The 20,626-nt window shown below is 68.7% G+C and carries 14 protein-coding genes; 6 read left to right on the forward strand and 8 right to left on the reverse strand.

What is annotated here, in order from left to right:
• Positions 1–19: 19 nt before the first annotated feature.
• The 4 genes from AB0H49_RS26535 to AB0H49_RS26550 all read right to left on the reverse strand — a co-directional run bounded on the left by AB0H49_RS26535 (position 20) and on the right by AB0H49_RS26550 (position 11,577).
• Positions 20–8,575, reverse strand: a complete 8,556-nt coding sequence (locus tag AB0H49_RS26535) for an amino acid adenylation domain-containing protein (RefSeq protein WP_357255247.1) — start codon at positions 8,573–8,575, stop codon at positions 20–22.
• Between the two features lie 148 nt (positions 8,576–8,723).
• On the reverse strand, positions 8,724–9,560 hold the full coding sequence (locus AB0H49_RS26540) for an ABC transporter ATP-binding protein (RefSeq protein ID WP_355003227.1): 837 nt from the start codon (positions 9,558–9,560) through the stop codon (positions 8,724–8,726).
• Between the two features lie 8 nt (positions 9,561–9,568).
• Positions 9,569–10,621 (reverse strand): iron chelate uptake ABC transporter family permease subunit, encoded by a 1,053-nt coding sequence (locus tag AB0H49_RS26545; RefSeq protein WP_357255250.1) that lies wholly within the window; start codon positions 10,619–10,621, stop codon positions 9,569–9,571.
• Positions 10,618–11,577, reverse strand: coding sequence for an iron chelate uptake ABC transporter family permease subunit (locus AB0H49_RS26550; RefSeq protein ID WP_357255252.1), 960 nt, complete (start codon positions 11,575–11,577; stop codon positions 10,618–10,620). Before AB0H49_RS26550 ends, AB0H49_RS26545 begins: the two co-directional genes overlap by 4 nt.
• Positions 11,578–11,920: 343 nt before the next feature.
• Between AB0H49_RS26550 and AB0H49_RS26555 the strand changes: the two genes are divergently transcribed.
• The 5 genes from AB0H49_RS26555 to AB0H49_RS26575 all read left to right on the forward strand — a co-directional run bounded on the left by AB0H49_RS26555 (position 11,921) and on the right by AB0H49_RS26575 (position 15,384).
• Positions 11,921–12,625 (forward strand): hypothetical protein, encoded by a 705-nt coding sequence (locus tag AB0H49_RS26555; protein ID WP_357255255.1) that lies wholly within the window; start codon positions 11,921–11,923, stop codon positions 12,623–12,625.
• A 268-nt stretch (positions 12,626–12,893) separates the two neighbouring features.
• Positions 12,894–13,151 carry a DUF2798 domain-containing protein gene (locus AB0H49_RS26560; RefSeq protein WP_357255257.1) on the forward strand — a complete coding sequence of 86 codons (258 nt, stop codon included), beginning with the start codon at positions 12,894–12,896 and terminating at the stop codon, positions 13,149–13,151.
• Between the two features lie 209 nt (positions 13,152–13,360).
• Positions 13,361–13,513 carry a hypothetical protein gene (locus tag AB0H49_RS26565; RefSeq protein ID WP_355003222.1) on the forward strand — a complete coding sequence of 51 codons (153 nt, stop codon included), beginning with the start codon at positions 13,361–13,363 and terminating at the stop codon, positions 13,511–13,513.
• A 76-nt stretch (positions 13,514–13,589) separates the two neighbouring features.
• Complete coding sequence (locus AB0H49_RS26570; protein WP_357255260.1) at positions 13,590–13,886, forward strand: hypothetical protein; 297 nt, start codon at positions 13,590–13,592, stop codon at positions 13,884–13,886.
• Positions 13,887–13,998: 112 nt separating this feature from the next.
• Positions 13,999–15,384 carry an AarF/ABC1/UbiB kinase family protein gene (locus tag AB0H49_RS26575; RefSeq protein ID WP_357255262.1) on the forward strand — a complete coding sequence of 462 codons (1,386 nt, stop codon included), beginning with the start codon at positions 13,999–14,001 and terminating at the stop codon, positions 15,382–15,384.
• Positions 15,385–15,386: 2 nt separating this feature from the next.
• Here the strand turns inward: AB0H49_RS26575 and AB0H49_RS26580 are convergent, their stop codons facing one another.
• The gene (locus tag AB0H49_RS26580) at positions 15,387–16,637 is read right to left on the reverse strand and encodes a helix-turn-helix domain-containing protein (RefSeq protein WP_357255264.1); all 1,251 of its coding nucleotides are present in this window, start codon (positions 16,635–16,637) and stop codon (positions 15,387–15,389) included.
• Between the two features lie 322 nt (positions 16,638–16,959).
• Between AB0H49_RS26580 and AB0H49_RS26585 the strand changes: the two genes are divergently transcribed.
• Positions 16,960–17,589: a TetR/AcrR family transcriptional regulator gene (locus AB0H49_RS26585; protein ID WP_357255267.1), complete on the forward strand. Its 630-nt coding sequence runs from the start codon at positions 16,960–16,962 to the stop codon at positions 17,587–17,589.
• Positions 17,590–17,621: 32 nt separating this feature from the next.
• Here AB0H49_RS26585 and AB0H49_RS26590 read toward each other — a convergent pair whose 3' ends face one another.
• Genes AB0H49_RS26590 through AB0H49_RS26600 form a run of 3 tightly spaced genes read right to left on the reverse strand, consistent with a single transcriptional unit; the run spans position 17,622 to position 20,602 of the window.
• On the reverse strand, positions 17,622–18,029 hold the full coding sequence (locus tag AB0H49_RS26590) for a transcriptional regulator (protein ID WP_357255269.1): 408 nt from the start codon (positions 18,027–18,029) through the stop codon (positions 17,622–17,624).
• A gap of 44 nt (positions 18,030–18,073) precedes the next feature.
• Positions 18,074–19,309, reverse strand: coding sequence for a glycosyltransferase (locus tag AB0H49_RS26595; RefSeq protein WP_357255271.1), 1,236 nt, complete (start codon positions 19,307–19,309; stop codon positions 18,074–18,076).
• A 3-nt stretch (positions 19,310–19,312) separates the two neighbouring features.
• Positions 19,313–20,602, reverse strand: a complete 1,290-nt coding sequence (locus AB0H49_RS26600; protein WP_357255273.1) for a glycosyltransferase — start codon at positions 20,600–20,602, stop codon at positions 19,313–19,315.
• Positions 20,603–20,626 lie beyond the last annotated feature (24 nt).

Genomic DNA, 20,626 nt, shown 5'->3' on the forward strand with positions numbered 1-20,626 from the left:
CTTCTTGTTGGGCAAAGATTCACGCGCGGATGACGGGATCCGCGTCGAGCAGCGCCGCGACCTCGGTCCAGCCCCTCGGGGACACGATGTCGAAGTGCGAGTAGGGAAGTCGGCGGACCACCAGCCGCGCGCCCACGGACCGCCAGCCGGTCAGCTGGGCCTCGGCGCGTTCGGGTTCGGTTCCGGTGTCACCGGCGAACAGGGACATGACGCCGTGGTAGCGCGGTGAGTCGGAGTCGGTGACCATGCGCAGCAGCGCGGTCGCGGCGTCGCGGATGGCCGCCGCGAGTTCCGGTGCGTCCTCGGGGATTTCGGGCAGCAGCCGGTCGAGTTCGGCGGGCTCCGCGAGACTCCGAGCGGCCCGTTCGGTGAGATTCACCAGGGGGTGGGAATCGACGAGACCCACGTAGGCGACCGGCTCCCCGGCCGCTTCCAACGCGGCCGCCACGGCGTGCACGATATTGCCGCCCAGCGAATAGCCGAGTAGGTGGTACGGACCCTGCGGCTGGATGCGGCGGATGGTGGCCAAGTAGTGGCGCGCCAAGTCGTCGAGGGTTCGCGCGTGGAAAGCGTTGTCGCTCAACGCGGGCAGCTGCAAGCCGATGATCGGCCGGTCCGCGCGCAGCAGGCGGGCCAGTGGCCCGAACTGCCATGCCGTGCCGCCCACCGGGTGGACGCAGAACAGCGGCGCGGCGGACCCGCCGGTGCGCAGCTCCAAGACGTGATCGAGGCGTCGACCCAGCAGGGCGAGACCGTCGACGGCGATCGGCGCCGCTTCCGCCGTACCGAGGCGCGCCGCGAGCCCCAGCGGTGTGGGGGCCGCGAACACGTCGTCGAGGACGGCCATGATGCCCGCGCGCCCGAGTCGGCCGATCAGCCGGACCGCGGTGAGCGAATGGCCGCCCGCCGCGAAGAAGTCGTCGTCCGAACCGATTTCGGGTGCCGAGAGCACCGCCGCCATGGCTTCCCGAATGGTGTCGACCGGTCCGTTGCCGCGGCTCTCGGTCGATGTCCGCTGGGGCGCGGCCGGTCCCGACTCGTACTCCGGCACCGGCAGCGCTCGGCGGTCGATCTTCTCGCTGGCCGTTCGTGGAATTCGGTCCAGCACCACGAAGGCCGCGGGAATCATGTGCGCGGGCAGCGCCTTTCGCAGGTGCGCGCGCACCACGGCGGTGTCCAGCTCGGTGCCCGACCGTGCGATCAGGTAGGCGGCCAGACGCTGGTCGCCCGGCTCGTCCTCGCGCAGCAGGACGACCGCTTGGGCGACACCCGCGCAGGTGAGCAGCGCGGATTCGATGTCACCGAGTTCGATGCGCTGTCCGCGCAACTTCACCTGGCTGTCACCGCGGCCGACGTATTCGAGTTCGCCGTCCGGATTCCACTTCACCAGATCGCCGGTCCGATACATCCGTTCGCCGTGCCCGTGCGGATCGGCCACGAAGGCGGCGGCGGTCAGATCGGGACGGGCCAGATAGCCGCGGGCCAGCTGCGTCCCGGTCAAGTACAGATCACCGATGACCCCGGCGGCGACCGGCCGCAGGCTGTCGTCGAGGACGCGCACACCGGAACCGTCGGCGGGTCTGCCGATCGGAACGATCACGACGTCGGCATCGACGGTCTCGTGGTAGGTGATCGACACCGCGGCCTCGGTGGGGCCGTACAGGTTGTTCACCTTCGCTCCGGTGAGTGCGCGCACCCGATGCGCGGTCGCCGGTGGCAGCGCTTCACCGCCGGTGATGACGCAACGCAGATTCGTGCACCCGGACAGATCGGCCTCCTCGGCGAGCACGGTGAGCATGGAGGTCGTCATCTGGATGGTGGTCACCCGCTCCTCGCGCATGAGCTGAGCCTGGTAGTAGGGGTCGCGATGCCCGTTCGCCCTGGTCAGCACGATGCGCGCGCCGACATGCAGCGGCAGGTAGAGCTCGAGCAACGAGGCGTCGAAGACGGGTGGCGTGCGGTACAGCACCGTGTCGTCCGGGCCGAATCGCTGCATCCGCCAGAGGGTTTCGAAGGTGTTCACGATCGCCGCGTGCGAGACCGTCACGCCCTTCGGCACACCGGTGGAGCCGGAGGTGAACAGCAGATAGGCGGAATTGCCTGGCCGCAGCGGCGCTAGCCGTTCGGCGTCGGTGATCTCGGTGTCGGCGAAGCCGCCGGTATCCACGTCGTCGAGGGTGCGCAGAACCAGTGCCGGAGCGGCTATTTCGAAGATGCGCTCGATCCGCTGGGCGGGCTGGTCGAGATCCACCGGCAGGTAGACACCGCCGCTGCGGCTGATCGCGTGCGCGGTGATCACCGAGTCGATGGTGCGGGGCATGCCGACCGCCACCACCGTCTCGGGACCGATGCCCTGCGTAATCAACCAGCGGGCAAGTCTGTTCGCGCGCGCATCGAACTCTCGGTAGGTAATCGTCAGCCCGTCGGCCGTGATGGCGGGTGAGTCGGGGTCGACCGTTGTTCCCCAGTCGGCGAGAGTTTCACCGTACAGGTCCGGCACGTCGATCGGCTGTGCGCTGTTCGCGGTGCGTTCGATGGAGCGTGTGCTCGTTACCGGCTCCGTCAGCGGTCCGGGAGGATTCAGCAGCGCGGCGGCGTGCACATCCTCGGTGCCGGTGACCGCGGACAGGATGGCGCGGAGCCGGTCGGCGATCCAGTCGAGTGTGGTGTCGGCGACGGCGCTGCGGTCGTAGCCGATCAGCAGTTCCAGCCGGTCGCCCGGCGGCGCGACCAGAGTCAGCGGATAGTGCGTCGCTCCGTGATTGTGGAAGGCGCCGACGCGGAGTTCGTGCGAGTCCGGTTGCCGAGCAGCGGAATTCGGGAAGTTCTCGAAGACGACCAGGGTGTCGAACAGCTGCCCGATACCGGCGATCCGCTCGATCTCGGCCAGCCCGGCGTGGTCGAATTCCTGCATGGCGAACTGGTCCTCTTGCAGTTCGGCCAGCTGATCGAGCAGTGCGCGGTCGGGGTCGAGGAGGCAGCGCACCGGAACGGTATTGGTGAACAGGCCGACCATCCCCTCGACGCCGGGCAGTTCGGCAGGCCTGCCGGAGACGGTCGCGCCGAACACCACATCCCGGCGTCCGGTGAGTGCGGCGAGCACCGTCGCCCACGCGCCCTGTACCAGGGTGTTCATCGTCAGGCCGCGGCGGCGGCCGAGTTCGGTGAGCGCCGCTGCGAGCGAATCGGTCAGCGGCACCTGCCGCCGCAGGAACTCGCGTTCGCGCCCGGTATCCGCACGGAGCAGTGTCGGCGCGGTGACCCCCGCCAACCGCCGCGCCCACGCCGCGCGGACGGTGTCGTGATCGCGAGCCGCGATCCAGGTCAGGTAGTCGCTGTACCGGGCGGGTGTCGGCAGTTCGTCGCCGTGATAGGTCACGAGGAGTTCCCGCAGGACGATCGGCGTCGACCAGCCGTCGATGATCAGATGGTGTGCGTTGAGCACGAGCCGGTACTGCTGGCCCGGCATTCGAATCAGCGTGGCGCGCAACATCGGCGACTCATCCACCGAGAAGCGGTGCTCGGCCGCTTCGGCTTCCAGCCGGTCGGCGGCGGTGACCGCGGCGCGCACAGGCAAGCCGGAGAGGTCGACCTGTCGCCACGGCATCCGGACCGAGCGCGGCACCGCTTGCAGTGGCTGATCCAGCCCCTCGTAGTGGAAGGCGGCACACATATTGGGATGCCGGGCGACCACCGTGTCGAAGGCCGCCGACAACCGCCGCTCGTCGAGCGGTCCGGTCAGATCGACACGGGCGGTCAAGGTGTACACGTCCGCGGCGCCGTCGCGAATCGCGTGGAACAGCAACCCCTCCTGCAATGGCGAGAGCGGCAGCAGTTCGGCGAGCGGACCGTGCGCGGCCTCGAGCGCGTCGATCGCATCCTGGGGTACGGACACGCCCTGGCAGTCCGACGGGGTGAGGCCGCCGGGGAACAGCACCCCGTGCGCCGCGAAAGCCTCCAGCGCGAGTTCCCAGTGCCGCTGTAGTTGCGCGACGGTGGCCGCGCCGAGGATCCGGCTCGCCGCCGTCCACTCCACCGCGATACGCGGACCAGCCGCGGGGCTGGCTTCGTGGACGAAGACGTTGAGCGAAAGTACCTCCGTCAGCGCCTTTTCCGGCGGCTCCAACACCGAGAACGCGTCCTGTTCCGGCAACCGCCAGCCGATATCGGTCCCACCGTTGAAGCGGCCGAGGTAGTTGATCAGCAACTCCGGCGAACGCTGTGCCGCGAGCACCGGTGCGATGTCGGGATCGAGCCTGCGGAGCACGCCGTATCCGACGCCGTTGCCGGGGACCGCGCGCTTGGCCTCCTTGACCGCGCGCAGCAGCCGTCCGGCGGCGGCTCCGCCCGCCAGCGCATCGGCCAGACCATCGATGTGGTCGATACCTGTCGCGGGCGTCCAGACCGGGTACTCGCTGGTGAACCAGCCGATGGTGCCCGCGAAGTCGGTATCCGGCGACAGCGGGTCGCGCCCGTGTCCCTCGACAGTCACCGGACGTCCCGACTCCAGCGCCTCGCCGCGGTCGTGCCGCCACCCGTTGACCGCGAGCATCAGGGCCGCGAGCAACACCTCGTCGGTGCGCGCGCGGTAGGCGGCGGGCAGGGTGGACAGAACCGCCTCGGAAACCTCGGGGCCAGCGAGAGTCCGACTGCGGGAGCCGGTTTCGACGACATCACGAGCACGGTCGAGCGGCCGCTCCCCCACCGGAGCCACGGTGCCGTCGCCGAGTGCGCGCTGCCAGGACTCCAGTTCCGATCGATAGCCGCCCGCTGCGCCGGCATCGGCGAGCATGGTGGCGTACCGACGCCACGAGCTGCCCTTCGCGGGCAACCGAGCCGGGCGTTCGTCGCGCGCCGCCGCACACGCCTCGTAGAGCTCGGGAACCAGGATGCGCCACGAAACACCGTCCACGACAAGGTGGTTGGCGACCAGGACCAAACGATCGGCCGTACCCGGCGCGGTACGGACCAGCGCGCCGCGGATCTCGACGCCTCGGGCGGGGTCCAACTCGGCAGCCAGCGCGGCCGCTGTCCGTTCGACCTCCAACCCGATCGGAACCGACGCCACCACGGAATCCGCTTGCTGATCACTATTGTTCGCTGTCGGCAGTACCGTCTCGACGACCAACTCGCCCGCGCGCACCGCGCCCGCTTCGGCCACCACGAGCCGGGGCTCGGCGTCCGCACCGTCGAGTACCAGCCGCAGTGCGTCGTGTCGGTCGAGCAGCGTCTGCATGCCCGCGACCAGGTGGTCGAGGGCGAGATCCTCGTGCAGTTCGAGCGCGGTCCACTGGGCGTACCCGGCGATCGCCGTCGGGCTCGGATTCGCTTCGAGCAGCGCGGCGACGAGCGGCGGGATGGGAACGACACCGGTCGCCTCGTCCGGCGCCACGCTGCCCGCCGCGTCGTCCACCCGCTCGGCAGCAGCCGCGATGGTGGCCAGATCGCGCTGTCCCAGTAGCGCTTTCGGCTGGACGAGCAGACCGTGTGCGCGCAGCCTGCTGGTGACGCTGATCGCGGTGATGCTGTCGCCGCCGAGTCCGAAGAAGTCGTCCGTCGCGCTCACTCGCGACACGCCGAGCACCTCGGCGACCACGGCGCACAGCGCCCGCTCCGGCTCGGTGCGCGGCGGTCGTCCGGTCGAAACGAGCTGGGGCGCGGGCAGTGCCGCGCGATCGAGTTTGCCGTTCACCGTGGTGGGCAACGCGTCCAGCACCACGATCGCCGACGGAACCAGGTGGTCCGGAACGGTTTTCGCGAGCCGGTGCCGCAGCTCGTCGGCGGAGGCGAGCGCGACGCCCGCCGCGGGCACCAGATAGCCCACCAACTGGGTGCTGTCGGCGACCTTCCTGATCACCGCGGCCGCCGCGGCGACACCGGGCAGGGCGCCGAGCACGGCCTCGACCTCGCCGAGTTCCACGCGGTAACCACGCACCTTGATCTGCTGGTCGCCGCGACCGAGGAATTCGTAGCCGTGACCGGGCAGCCAGCGGGCGCGGTCGCCGGTGCGGTACATCCGCTCCCCCGCGCCGAACGGATCGGCGACGAATCGCTCGGCCGTCACCGCCACGCGGCCCAGGTAGCCGCGCGCCAATTGCGGTCCGGCCAAATACAACTCCCCGATCTCGCCGTCGGGGACCGGTTGCAGCGCGCTGTCGAGCAGATAGGCGCGGGTACCGGCCAGCGGACCGCCCACGTGCGGGACCGCGCCCGTCACCGGCGCGCTCAGCGCGTCGACGGTCGCTTCGGTCGGGCCGTACATGTTCCGGGCGGGCACACCGGAGCCGACGATCGCCGACCACAGCGCGGGCGGGGTGGCCTCGCCGCCGATGAGCAGCAGTTCGGGCCGGTGCCGCGCGCCGAGCAGGCCGTTGTCGATCAGCGCCGCGGCCATCGACGGGGTGGTGTCGACGACGTCGATGCCGTCGGCAACGAACGCGGCGACCTGTGCCGCGGCGTCCTTCTGCACGTCGGTGTCGTAGAGGTGCACCCGGTGGCCGCACAGCAGCCACAGCAGCTGGTCCAGCGCGGCGTCGAAGGCGAACGACGCGGTGTGCGCGGTGTGCAGTTGCCGGTGGCCCGCGCGCTCGGCGGCCTCGGCGTAGATGGTCGACCGGTGGTGGTGCAGCAGTTGCGCCGCCGCACCGCAGGACACCTGCACGCCCTTCGGCCGTCCGGTGGAGCCCGAGGTGTACACCACATAGGCGAGCTGGCCGGGCGAACGCGGCGCGGCGAGTTCGGTCGCGTCCAACGGTCCGCTCGCGAGCCCGTCGATCGCCTCACGAATAGCTCTGGAGGACAATCGGATCAGCTTGTCCGTGCGGTCGGCGAAGAGCTCGTCCCCCGCCACGCCGGATGTCAGGATCGCCACCGGCGCCGCGTCGTCGACGATGTCGTTCAGTCGCTGTGCGGGGTGCTCGGTATCGAGCACCAGGTAGGCCGCGCCCGCGTGCTGGACGGCGAGGATCGCGATCACGATGTCCGCGGTGCGCGGCAGCGCGATGCCGACGATGTCTTCGGGTCCGACGCCCTTGCCGCGCAGATACCTGGCCAAGCGGTGGACCCGCGCCCCCAGCTCGGCAGCGGTGAGGCGGTCCGCGCCGCTGACGAGCAGCACGGCGTCCGGCTGTGTCGCGACGAGACGGTCGAATACCGCCGTCGGGTCCTCGGGATGACCAGGAAGGGCCGCGCTCGCCCGCTCCGCGGTGATACGCGCACCGATTTCCGGCGGATAAGGCGCGACTCGGCCGATAGACCGGTCCTCTCCGTCGACCAGTTCGGTGATCATCCGGACCAGTGCGTCCAGCCGCCGCCGCACCGTCTCGGCGTCGAGCGAACGCGTATCGACCTCGAAACCGAGCTGGATCCGGTCCTGCGCCAGCGGAGTGACGGTCAGGCCGAGGTCTTCCGGTGGTCCACCGGCGACATTGCGCAAAGTCCCTGTCGCACCGGCGAAATCGAGTGCGAAGTCGAATGCCTTGAGGTTGATGCCGATACCGTGCAGCAGCGCTCCGGTCTGCGCGCCACCGAAGGCGCGCGCCAGCTCCTCACCGCGAAAGCGCTGGTGGGCGCGGACATCCCGCAGCGCGTCGGCGACCCGCTTGCTCAGCTCACCGAGCCGGTCGTGACTGCACACCGAGATCCGCAGCGGCAGCACGTTGACCGCCATGGAGGGCGTGGTGAGGGCGGTCTTGCCGACGCGCGCCATCACCGGCAACGCGATGACCACATCGGTCTCACCGAGCAGCCGGTGCACGAATCCCGCGTAGCAGCCGACGATTACGTCCGCCCAGGTGGTGCCCGCCGCTTCCGCCGCCGCTTTGATCCGCACCACCAGGTCGGCGTCGAGGACAGCGCGCGCTTCATGGGTGTGCGCCGCCGGTCCCTCGTGCGCGCGACCGCGCCCGTCCAGCGGCGGCAGCGGTGTGAGCAGGTCGCGCCAGTAGTCCCGGTCGCGGGTGTACGCCTCGCTCGCGCGGTACTCGATGTCCTCGGTGACCAGCGTCGCCACCGACCCCCACCGCAGCGGAGGAACCGCGCCGCCGGTGCGCAGTGCTGTGTAGTGCGCGGCGACCCGGCGCGACACCAACGCGGCGCTGTAGCCGTCGATGATCAGGTGGTGGTAGAGCTGGACGCACCACACATCGCGATCGGATAGTCGCAGCAGCGTGTAGGTGAACAGCTGCCGGTCCACCATGCCCCGGCAAAAGCGCGCCGCCCGTTCGCGTTCCGCGGTGACCAGCCGATGCGCGGCGGCGACCGGGTCGGCTTCGTTCCGCAGGTCGACCAGCGGGCGCACTTCCGGGGCTGCGTCGGTCATCCGCTGGCGCGGGCCGTCCGGCGTTTCGATGAAACGCAGTCGCATGGTGTCGGTTTCGGCGATGGTGCGCCGAATCGCGTTGTCCAGCAGCGCCACATCGATGGGCTCCGGCCCCGAGATCTCCAGCACCTCGCCGACCAGGTAGCTCAGCGATTCGGGATCGAGCCGCTGGGCGTTCCAGATACCGAGTTGCGCTCCGGTGAGAGGTAGCTCGGAATTGTCGGTCCTAGGCTTGTCCCGCTCCACCGAAACCACCGCAACTCCTCTCACCGCAACGACATTCGGCCCCTCTTCCGCCCCTGAGGACTCCGCGAGACTCCCGCGAAAGAGCAGCAAGGGTAGGCTAGCCTAAGCGCGCTGATTTGTGGGGAGCTACCTTCGCCACCCGCCGCTACCTGCGCTTTCAGTGCGCCGGCACGGTCTGTTCGGCCAGCGGAACGACCATCGGCGCCCCGGTTTCCGGGTCGTCGATGATCCGCGCGCCGAGCGAGAAGACCTCGCGCACGAGTTCGGCGGTGACGATCGCCTTCGGCGAACCCGCCGCTACCACCCGGCCGTCCCGCATGGCGATGAGGTGATCGGCGTAGCGGAACGCGTGATTCAGGTCGTGCAGTACCGCGACCACGGTGCGGCCCGAGTCTCGCTGCAAGGATCGGCAGAGATCCAGCAACTGGATCTGGTGGGCGATATCGAGATAGGTGGTCGGCTCATCGAGCAGAATCACCGGGGTGTCCTGGGCGAGCACCATGGCGATCCACACTCGCTGGCGCTGGCCGCCAGAGAGCTCGTCCACCAAGCGGGCCGACAGTTCCGCGACGCCGGTGGCGGCCATGGCGGCAGCCACCGCGTCGGCGTCGGCCCGCGACCACTGCCGCAGCAGCGACTGGTGCGGAAAACGGCCGCGTGCCACCAGATCCGCGACCCGGATACCGTCCGGGGCGGTGGAAGTCTGTGGCAGCAACCCGATTCGGCGTGCCGCCTCCTTGGCCGGATACGAGCCGATCGCCTTGCCGTCCAGCAGCACCGCACCGGACTCGGGGGTCAGCAGGCGGGCCAGCGCGCGCAGCAGGGTGGATTTGCCGCAGGCGTTCGGGCCGATGATCACCGTGAAGGCCCCGTCGGGCACATCCACCGACAGCTGTTCACTGATGGTTCGGCCGCGGTAGCCGAGGCGTACCGAATCCGCGCGCAGCCGTGCGCTTTTCGCCGTCACCGGGACGGGCGCGTCGTTGTCGTTCATCGCTTCCTCTAGCTCCTTCGGGCCTCGACGACCAGCAGATAGGCCAGGTACAGCCCGCCGATCGAAACGGTGACCACGCCGACCGGGAGGGTGGTCGGGGCGAATGCGCGCTGGGCGATCCAGTCGCAGGACACCAGCAGTAGCGCGCCCATGGCCGCGGCGGGCACCAGGGCGATGGACGGGCTGCGAGCCAGTCGACGGCCCAATTGTGGTGCGGCGAGCGCGATGAAGGCGATCGGTCCGGCGACCGCGGTGGCCGCCGCCGTGAGGGCCACGCTCAGCACGATGAGCACCGTCCGGCTGCGGCCGACGCGAAGGCCGAAGGCGTGCGCCAGATCGTCGCCCAGTTCCAGGATGTGCAGCTCGAGCGCGAACGGGATCACCAGGATGCCCAGGATCGCCAGCACGACGAGCGCGGGTGCGACCTGCGGCCAGGACAGACCGTTGAGCGAACCCGCGCCCCACGCGGCGGCCGACATGGCCGCGTGCAGATCGGCACGCAGGACCAGCCAGGTGTTGACCGAGGCCAGCATCGCGCTCACGCCGATACCGACGATGATCAGCCGGTATCCGCTGACCTGGTGACGGAACGCCAGCAGCTGGATGGCCAGCGCCGTGGCGAGACCGCCGACCAGCGCGCCCGCCGCGGTCGGGAAGTGGCCACCGCCGCCGAGGGTCAGGATGACGATCAGCGCGCCAGTGTAGGCGCCGGTGTTGAAGCCGACGATATCCGGACTGCCCAGCGGGTTTCGCGTCACCGACTGCAAGATCGCGCCGCTCACCCCGAGCGCCGCGCCGAGTGCCAGTGCCAGCACCACGCGCGGGAAACGCCACTCCCACACCACGAGTCGGTCGAATCGCTGATCGCCGACGAACAGCGCACGCACCACCCGATCCGGCGGAATCGCGTAATCGCCGGTGCCGAGCGCCAAGACGGCCACCGCGAGGGCCAGCGTCAGCAGCACCGCGCACACCACGGCCGCGCGGAGGCCGATCCGCGCGGTGAGAACGCGATGGCGCACGACCAGCGTGCGGCGGCCGAAGTCGATCCCGGCGGTCACGCGGCACTCGCCTTCGCGCGGCGGGCCAGCCAGATCAGCACCGGCGCGCCGAGGAAGGCGGTCACCAGACCGGCCGGAACCTCGTCGCCGGGCAGTATCACGCGGCCGAGCACATCCGAGCTCAGCACTAGAGCGGGCGCGAGCACCATCGAATAGGCGACGATCCAGCGCTGGTCCGGGCCGACGATCCATTTGGCGATATGCGGCACCGCGAGGCCGACGAAAGTGATCGGGCCGACCGCCGCGGTCGCGGTGCCGCACAGCAAGGTGAGCGCCCCCGCGGTGAGCAGCCGGGTGCGGCCGACATTCACCCCGAGCGCATGCGCCATGTCGTCGCCGAGTGCGACGGCGTTCAACGAGCGCGCGGCGATCACGGCGGCGACCAGCCCCACGGCGATGAAAGGCGCTGCCCCGCCGATTATGTCGTAGCCGCGACCGGTCAGCGAACCCGAGTCCCACTGGCGCATGGCGTCGAAGGCGCTGGCGTGCAACAGGATCAGGCCTTTGGTGGCGCCGGTCAGCACGGCGGTCACCGCGACACCGGCCAAGGTCAGCCGAATCGGGTCGGCGCCTTGCCTGCCCGCGGTACCCAGTCGATAGACCACGAGGGAGACCACGGCTGCGCCCGCGAAGCCGAACCACACATACGAAGTGATCTCGGTCGCACCGAGGAAGGCGACCGCCAAGGTGATGGCGAAGGCCGCTCCGGCGTTGATTCCGAGCAGGCCGGGATCTGCCAGCGGGTTGCGGGTGAGTCCCTGCATGAGGCAACCCGCCACGCCGAGCGCGATACCCGCGAGCAGGCCCAGCAAAGTTCGAGGCACCCGGTACTCGGTGACGACCATATCGTCGGGCGAACCGTCACTGTTCCACAACGCGGACCAGACCTCGGCGACCGGAATCGATTTGGTGCCGACAATCAGGCTGAGCAGGCCGGCCACGGCCAGCAGTACCACTATCGATAACCACCCCGACCAGGGTTTTAGCCGCTTGGGCTTGCTATCCATCAGATTCGTTTCCTCCACGGTGTCTCGCGCCGTTTCGGCTCGTCCGACGGGCACGCTCGCCGGGGTCCGAGAAGCTTAGCTATGCGTAGGTCTTGAAACTTAGGTTTGCCTAGCCTAGCGTGTCGTGCTGTCCGGTTTCTCAGCTAGCACTCAGCTGCGGCGAGGACATCGGCATCCCTTGGATGCCACCCGGACGAGAGCCGTATCCAGTTGCCCCGCACAGCTATTCATCAGCGACGTGGCGGGGTGGACGGCGCATGCCGTATGAGGGAACAGAGAAAGGTCACCACCCGTGAAACTCACCAAGGTCGCTCTGTTGGCCGCCGGACTCAGCACCGCACTGGGCGTCACCGCGGGCGCGAGTCATGCCGAACCGCAAGCCGAACCGGCCGCGATCAACTACACCGCCGACCGCACCGACAAGAACCTGGCCATCGAGACCGACGCGGGCGCCATGGTTGTCGAGGACGGCGTCTTCAAGATCAAGGCCGACAACGGCGCCACCGTCGCGGGCGCCGAATTGAAGTTCCGCGTAGACGAATTCGAGTTCCCGATCGCCGCGGAGATCTCCGACCGCAAGGCCGTCCTGACCCCGCTGTTCGACATCGCGCACGCCACCTACAAGCCGGTCGGCCTGCCGTACGAGGACAAGGCGCCGTGGAAGTCCGAGTACGACCGTGAGGTCGCGGCCTGGAGCCGCATGACCAGCACCATCTCCCTCGGCGCCTCCATCGCCACCCTGGCGGGCGGCATCGGTGGCGCGGCGCTCGGCTGCGCCGCGGGCGCCGTCGCCGGCGCCGCACTGACCGGTGCGCTGCTGACGCTCTTCGGCGCGGGCCCGATCGCGGGCTGCATCGCGGGCGCCGCCGCCGTCGGCTTCCTCGGCACCCTGGCTGGCCAGATCTTCATCACCGCGCCGGTCGCCATCCTGGCCGCCGTCCAGTACTTCAGCACCATCAACTCCCCGATGCCGAACCAGGCCGCTCCCGCGAAGTAATTTCCCGGCACGACAAAGCAATTCGATCGGAAGCTCCGCACCGGAATGGGCAGACTTTCGTATCGAGAGTCAGGCCCGGCGCTATCGTCGGGCCTGACTCGTCCGACCTCTTCGAGCGCGGCCGAGTTGGATGGCCGGGCTTGCGCCGCGGATACCGTCGTCTCTATGCTCGACGCCGCGACTCGTCGCCGTAAGCGTTCACGTCAATCAACGCACCGATCTCGCCGACCGGTGGATCGTTGCCCTTGACGACCTTACGGAGCGTCCCATGTCCGAGACGACAACCGCCCCTCGCCCAGTCCGCAAGCTCCCCGCACGCTACGCCGCGGTGCTGCTGCCCATGCTGCTGTCGATTCTGATGACCTGCGTGGTCTCGCTCATCAGCACAGTGATCAGCGACGGCCTCGCGGTCGGCCAATGGCTGCGCGCGTGGGCGGTGTCCTGGCCGATCGCCTTCCCCACCCTCCTGCTGATGCTCCCGCTGGTCCGCAGGCTCACCGCGGTCATGGTGCGCACGCCGTCATAGGCGGCGGGCCGCTGCTCGGCGGGAGCCCGATCAGTGCTTCCGCCACCGCGTTTGATTCGCCCGCGCGGTGGTACCCGCCCGGCGTATCGGACCGACAGCGCGGTCGGACCTGAGACCAACCGCGAAGGGGCACACGCATGTTCGGCGATAAGCACACGCCGCGAGCGCCCCTTCGCATGGCCGTTGTATCGCGGAGGAACGACATCGTGATGGACAATCCCACTGTGCGAAGCGGCGACGACCAGGACTTCGATCCGGTCGTCTGGCCCGACCCCAGCCCCCTCAGCTCCTGGTGGGCCGACGTCATGTCCGGATCGACGGTGCGGCCCCGCGCATCGGCCACCACCGCGGCCACGAGCTGACCGCTGTCAGCGATCTTCGAGCGGAGTTCGCGATCTCGGTCACGCCACGGCACATTCCGAGCTACCGTACCCAGGCATGGACAACGTGGAGCTGGATCCGCCGGTTGTGGCTGCACCGAATCGAACCGGACTCGTTCTCGACGTAGCTGCCGTCGGACTGGTCAACCCGCTGGCAATCGGCGAGGAACCCATACGCCCCTATATACAGTGCACCGACGCGCGCGTCTTCCTGCTCCCGACGGCATTGCACGACTGGGCGATCGACGTGATCGCCCAGCACCACGCCTGCCTCTCCGCCGGGGAGACGCCAATGTTCCCGCGCCAGATCGAATTCGGCGTCTTGGACGGGGGTATGTACGCGGAACTGTTGTAGCCCTTCGGCGTCGGCGCGAAACCTGCAGTGCGGCACCGCGGAGCCGACTGCCGAGGCGATCGCGACGGTAATGTGGCCTGCGGCACTCGCTGTGACGTGCCGAGGGAGGTACATGGTGGCCGGTCGGGTACCGCAGGGTCGCTTCGCGCGAGGGAGCCGGCTGGGCCGGTTGGCGGCCGAGCAAGCCGTGCGTGGAGTGGGAACCCGGCTGTCGATGGTGGGCAGGACCGAGGAAGCCCGGCGAATTCTGGCCGAACGGTCCACGCTGCAAACCGCGCAGCAGATCGTCACGGTGCTGGGCGGTATGAAGGGCGCGGCGATGAAACTCGGGCAGATGTTGTCCGTCCTCGACGTGGATCTCGTTCCCGAACCGCATCGGGAAATGTTCCGAGTCAAGCTTGCCGAATTGCGCGACAAGGCGCCCGCGGTCGAATTCTCCGACATGCGGAAGGTGATCGAGAACGACCTGGGACCGTTGGCGCGGATCTTCGGCGATTTCGACGAGACTCCGGTTGCCGCCGCGTCGATCGGCCAGGTGTATCGCGCGCGGCTACACGATGGGCGTGCGGTCGCGGTCAAAGTGAAGTACCCCGGCGTGGACGACGCCGTCGAATCCGATATGCGTAATCTCGCGATGCTGAGCAGGCTGTGGAAATCGATGCTGCCCAGCGCCGCCGACGAGGCGGTGCTCGACGAGATCGCGCGCAATATCGCCGGTGAGCTCGACTACCTGCGGGAAGCGCGAACCCAGCACCGAGTCGCCCTGCGCTTCCGCGACCATCCCTTCATCGCGGTCCCCGACAGCATCGCCGAATACTGTGGACACCACGTGCTGGTGACGGAGTTCGTCGACGGGCTGGCGTTTCGGCGATTGCGAACGCTGCCGGACAGCGAGCGCGATCGGATCGGCGAACTCGTCTACCGCTTCTACATCAATTCCCTGTTCTCCGATCACGAATTCTGCGGCGATCCGCACCCCGGCAACATCCTGCTCACCACCGACGGCCGCGTCGCGTTCGTCGATTTCGGCCTGTACCACACCATGGACCCGGCGCATGTCGCCTTCGAGCGCGACTGCCTCCGCGCCGCGGGCGAGCACCGAGCCGACGACCTCTACCAGGCGTGGGTAGGTCGCGGCATCATCGACCCGGACGCGGGCGTCACCGCGCGGGAATGCCTCGACTACGTCTGGGCAGCCGCGGGCTGGCACTTGGTCGACGAGGAGCTCACGATCACCCCCGAGCTCGCGACCGGAGCAGTGGTACTCGCCATGGATCCCCGCGCCGCCGAGTTTCGGGGTATGCGACGCCAATCCCTGCCGCCGGAGCACGTTTTCTCGCGGCGTGCGGACCTGTTCACCTTCGCCGCCATCGGCCAGCTCGACGCGACCAACAATTGGCATCGGATCGCACGGGAATGGCTCTACGACGAACCAGCGAGCACGGACATCGGCCGGGAGACGGCGCGGTGGCGAAACAGGACGCGCCAGCGGAATTGAAATCAGGCCGGTGTGCGAATGCCGACCGAAGCCGCCGTGCGCGGCGGCCGAACCCCGTCGGCGCGGGCGACCAACGCCGAGCGCAATTGCCACAACCCGCGGGCATCGCCGGGATCGAATCCGGTGAGCTGCCCGATACGCCGTAGCCGATAGTCGACGGTGTTGGCATGCACTCGCAGTCGTCGAGCCGCCTTCTGGCGGCTGAGATCGTTGGCGATGAAGATTTCCAAGGTCTCCAGCAGATCCGGGTGTTCGTCCAAGACGGCGAGCTTGTCGGCGAGGACATCGCGGCCGAGGCCGGGGCGATTCAGCTGGTGTTGCAGAGCGAGGTCGGTGAACCGATAGAGCCCGGGTTCGAGGCCGAGATGTGCTGCGGTGTCGAGCAATTCGTGTGCTCGATCGGCCGCCGCGGACACCTCGTCGGGCCCGGCGACGACAACGGCCGCGGTGATCGGTACCCGCGCGGCTTCGGACAAGGTTTCCACGACGCCGAGGAGCTCGTCGTCGCGGCACAGCGTGGTGGCGACGAGAACGGTGCCGCCATCCACCGACAGCAGCGCCAGTGCCTGGTCACCGAACAGGTGCGCGAGGGCTGCCTGCAGCCGACGGAGTTTGCGTCGCGCGACGACCCGCCCGTCGACGGCAGGCCGGCTCTCATCGGGATGGGCGGGCACCGACACCGCGAGCACGAAGTACTCCTCCGCGATCCGTATCCCGCATTCGCGCGCCATCGCGGAGGTGGCGTGACCGCCCAGAAGCGCCGAGGTCAGGGTGTGGATCGCACTGTGGTGTTGTGCCGCGACGGATTTGCATTCGCGCACATAGGCTTTGCCGATGGTGGCCGTCACCGACCGCAACAACTCCAAAGCGGTGAAGGCTGCCGCGACGGCGTCACTGTTCGTCCGCGGGAGCGACCTCGAAAGCAGCATTTCGATACCGGCTTTGAAGCCCTCGTGGACGATGTGCAAGACGGTGTCGATCGGGATTCCCTCGTGGGCCCACCCCGCCGCGGCCACCCGGATACGCTCGACGCCTTCGGGCGAAGGGTGTCCGTTCAGCCGGTCGATCACCCACTCCATGCAGGTGCGCACCACGAAAGTGAGCTCGCTGCCTGCCGTCGCGCCCGACGTCTTGCACGGCATGACCGAGTCCAGCAGGTAGGCGATGAGGTCTCGGGCCATCCTGGCCACCTCGTTCGGCGAAGGCCGCTCACCGGAAACCACTTCGGGGCGGCCGATTGTTTCGCTTGTCACTGGTGACCTCCCTGTCGTAGAAGAGCCGCCACTGCACGGTAAGCCGAGTTCGTGCTCACCTTCTACTTCGCTTCGCGCTCGGCGAGACACGAGCCGGTTCGGTGCGTCTGCCTGCGGAAACGACTGCCCGCTCCGTCGGTCGGCGGAGCCTTTCCGCTGCCGAATATGCTCGGGTGCTCATTTCTTGGACGCGCCCGCTTCCGAACGCACCGCCCGTGGTCGCCCCGGTGTGCCCACTCGTCGAAGACCGGGTACCCGCACGCGTCGGCCGGGTTAAGGTGAGCAAAGCTCATTTTCGAGACTCGCAAGGCAGGAGTGCGTGATGCCGTCGAGAGTTGTCGGCCAGCGGCGCCGTCCGACGCAGGAGCGGGCGAAGGCGACCAGGGAGCACATTCTCGACACCGCGGCGCGGTTGTTCGGGGACCGGGGAATCGCCGACACCTCGACGAATCGGATCGCTGCCGAGGCAGGGCTGAGTATCGGCACCTTGTATCGGTACTTCTCCGACCGCACCGAAATCGTGGAAGAGCTGCTCGAGCGGTTGCTGGTGAGCATCGAACGTCGCTTCACCCAGCAGGTTTTCGATGTCAGTCAGACGTCGGCGGAGCAGTTGGTGAGCGGTGTGTTGGGGGTGATCACCGACGAGCTGGTCACTCGAGCCGATCTGGTGCGCGCACTGGTGGCGGGTGTGCAGTTCTACAGCAGCGGAATTCCCGAGTTCGAACCGCGGCTGCGGCTGCTGGTCAAGGTCATGATCATCCAGCTGCTGGGCCCCGGGAACGACCACGAATACGACGTCATGACCTTCGTGGTGATCAACACCGGTTTCGCTGCGGTGCTGCGCGCATCGACCATCGAACTCGACAGCCGTCAACGCAGGGAAGCGATCGACATGACCGCCCGAATGATGGCCGCCTGGATCGAAGCGCAACCGACCTACGTCCGCCGCTGACCGGAGGCGTCTTCATCGATCCCTCGACGAGGCTAGGGTGCGCGGTCGACATCGGTGCTGATGTCGAGTCCCGCGGCACGCAGCTTGTGCCGCAGTTCCCGGGCGTTCAGGTCAGCCAAGTACCGGTTGTAGGCGGCCAGCTCGATGTCGTCGGCGCTCGGCGGCCGTGACCATGGCAGCGGCGGCTGATGCACAGTCGCTGCGGCCCAGCGGTTCTCGTCGCGCGCGAGCATCGATTCCCGTTCCAGTCGCCGGGCCCGGACCGCCGCGAAGATCAGGAAACCCGCGAACAGCGGCCACAGCAGAACGTAGCCGATGTTCTGATCGATGCCCAGCGCCGATTCCGTCCGAGACCAGTGCCACGCCCCCAGAACGGCACACACCACCGCGGTGAGGACGAGCAGCAGGACCGCACGCTTGGAAATGAACCTCGTAGTCACACCCCAGTGTCTACTACACGCTCCGTAGACCTCGGGCGGCGGTGCTATTCGCGCACGACCGAGGCAGCCAGGGCGTCGGCGTAGACCGACAGGATTCCGCTGGTGTGCCTCGATTGGCGTGGTACGTCGGTGTGTGCCGCGAGCGCGCGGCGCATGTCGTGCAGTCGGGCGCGGTCTCGGGTGAGGGAGTTCAACACTGCGGCAAGCGATTCCACCGATGGGTCCGGGGTGCGGATGCCGCCCCCGTCCGGGACGGTTTCGGAGAGTTCGGGATCGCAGTACAGCACCGGGAGGCCCATCGCCATCGCTTCCAGGAGCACCATGCCCTGGGTGTCGCAGTCGGAAGTGAGCAGCAGCAGGTCGTGGGTGCGCATCGCGCGCAGGCAGTCTGTCTGGTCGACCTCGCCGTGCAGGTGCACTCGGTGGCCGAGGTTCGCCTCGGCGACCGCCGAGCGGGCCTGATCGGCGAGCGGTCCACTGCCGTAGACGGTCAGGGTGCAGTCTTCGACGCGGCGCGCCACCTCGATCGCCTCGAGCGGACGTTTCTCCGCCGACAGGCGACCACACCACAGCGCCCGCAACGGCGCGTCCGGATCCGCCGTCGTGCTCTCCGCGACTCGGACGCGGTCGAGCAGTTCGTCATCGATTCCGTTGGACACCGCGTGAATCGGACGAGCCACGCCGTGTTGGGCAAGGCGGCGGGCGAAGTGCTGGGTCGGGACTATCACCCGGTCGGCCGCCTGGGCCTGAGCGATCAGCGGCCGCCAGGCCAGCCGGGCGATACGGCTGTCGCCGTCGTGCGCTGGGCGTCCGCACAACGGTACGAACCAGCCGTGCATCAGCCGCATGGTCAACGCGGACAGATACGGTGCTGGCGAGTACTTTTCGATGACGGTGTCGTCGCGGCTCTGCATGGTTTGGACCACGGGGATGCCGTGCCTGCGAGCGGCGCGCGCGCCGGAGATCCCGCAGCCGTAGGTGGTCAGCGCGTGCACGATGTCGATCGGGCCGCGCTCGGCGAACGCGGCGTCGATCAGGCGCCGGTTGGCGCGGGTCGGCAGCACGACGGGCAGCCCGTTGGACATCGAGACCGGCACCGCGCGCAGAATCACCGTATCGGCGTCGGGCGTCGTGTCTCCCGGTGCGGGAGCGCAGAATACGGTCACCCGATGGCCGAGCCGCCGCAGGCCGTCACACAGCGACCGCATCGCGGTCTGGACGCCGCCCAGGGTGTCCGGGTGGAAGTCGGTGAAGATCGCGACGTGCACGGAATCGACCACGGCTCAGGCCGACGCCGAGACGACGAGACGCTCCACCGCGTCGGCCGTGGCACGGACGCCGTTCTCGGCGGAGACGGCGCGGCCGAGTTCCTCCGCCCGCCTGCTCGCCTCGGGTGTCAGCGTCCGAACCAAGGCGTCGTGCAGCCGGTCCTCGGTCAGCGACGGATACGGGAAGTCGGCCCCGATGCCCAGCTCCGATATCCGCCAGCCGTAGAAGAACTGGTCGCTGTGCACGCCGATGACCACCGCGGGCAGACCGGCGCGCAGCACGTCGTGGGTGTTGCCGCTGCCGCCGTGATGGACGACCGCGCGACACCGCGGCAGGACCCGGTCGTAATCGAACGAATCCAGGACGAACAGCTTTCGGTCGTACCCGACCCCACGGGGGAACCCGTCGCCGCGCACGGTCACCAGGGCGCGAGCGCCCAGCCTGCGGCAGACGGCGGCGATGAGTTCGCAGCAACCGGCGGGATCGAGGATCGGCATTCCGGTCATGCAGAAGTAGATCGGCGGCTCGCCCTCGTCGAGCCATTCGGTCAGCGCCGGATCGACCACCGCCTCGCCCCATGCCTCGCGCATCCGCGCGGGCATGATCGGCGCGCCGACGACAGTCGAGCGGTCGGGCCAGTCGGCCGGTTTCGGCAGCAGCACCGGACTCACCATGTGCACCAGCGGGATACCGTCCTCACGTATGCGCCGGAACGGGTTTCGCGGCTTCCCCGGCAACTCCATCAGCTCGCGCACCCGCCGGTCCACCCGGTGATACGCCAGGCCGTACGCCATTTCGAAGGCCGAGTAGCTGGCCAGCCGTAGTCGCCGCGCGGAGATCATCCGCTTGACCATGAACGACGACGGGAATTCGCCGGTACGCTCCAGCGGATACGGCAGACAGCCCACGACGGTCTGACCCGTCTTCTCCGCGCGCTCCATCGCCCAGGGCAGCGTCGACGCGCACGAGACGATCACGTCGGCCGATTCGCAAGCGCCGCTCAGCACTTCGTGCATCCGATCGCCGCGCTCGCCCGCCATGATCTTGACCGTGTCGAGCATGATCCGGACGAACGGCAGCGTCTTCCCCGAGGAGAGCGCGCGCTTGGCCGCGGGCGATTCCAGCAGTTCCGCGGAGTTGAACGGGATGACGTGCGGGTCGAGCCCCGCGCGCCGCACCACGTCGGCGTAGTTCTCGGTGGCGGTCATCTCGACATGGTGGCCGCGCGAACCGAATTCGTCGGCCAGTGCGAGATACGGCTGATGATCGCCCCGGGTTCCCGCCGTCAGCAACGCGATTCGCATACTCTCGACTTCCGTTCCTTGTTC

The organism is Nocardia sp. NPDC050713 (assembly GCF_040654315.1).
Classification (GTDB): domain Bacteria; phylum Actinomycetota; class Actinomycetes; order Mycobacteriales; family Mycobacteriaceae; genus Nocardia.

Excerpts from the sequence above, each read along its gene's own strand:
- AB0H49_RS26575 (WP_357255262.1), top strand. The coding sequence starts at position 13,999 with ATGGTGGCCGGTCGGGTACCGCAGGGTCGCTTCGCGCGAGGGAGCCGG.
- AB0H49_RS26540 (WP_355003227.1), bottom strand. The coding sequence starts at position 9,560 with ATGAACGACAACGACGCGCCCGTCCCGGTGACGGCGAAAAGCGCACGG.
- AB0H49_RS26565 (WP_355003222.1), top strand. The coding sequence starts at position 13,361 with ATGGACAATCCCACTGTGCGAAGCGGCGACGACCAGGACTTCGATCCG.
- AB0H49_RS26560 (WP_357255257.1), top strand. The coding sequence starts at position 12,894 with ATGTCCGAGACGACAACCGCCCCTCGCCCAGTCCGCAAGCTCCCCGCA.
- AB0H49_RS26600 (WP_357255273.1), bottom strand. The coding sequence starts at position 20,602 with ATGCGAATCGCGTTGCTGACGGCGGGAACCCGGGGCGATCATCAGCCG.
- AB0H49_RS26570 (WP_357255260.1), top strand. The coding sequence starts at position 13,590 with ATGGACAACGTGGAGCTGGATCCGCCGGTTGTGGCTGCACCGAATCGA.
- AB0H49_RS26585 (WP_357255267.1), top strand. The coding sequence starts at position 16,960 with ATGCCGTCGAGAGTTGTCGGCCAGCGGCGCCGTCCGACGCAGGAGCGG.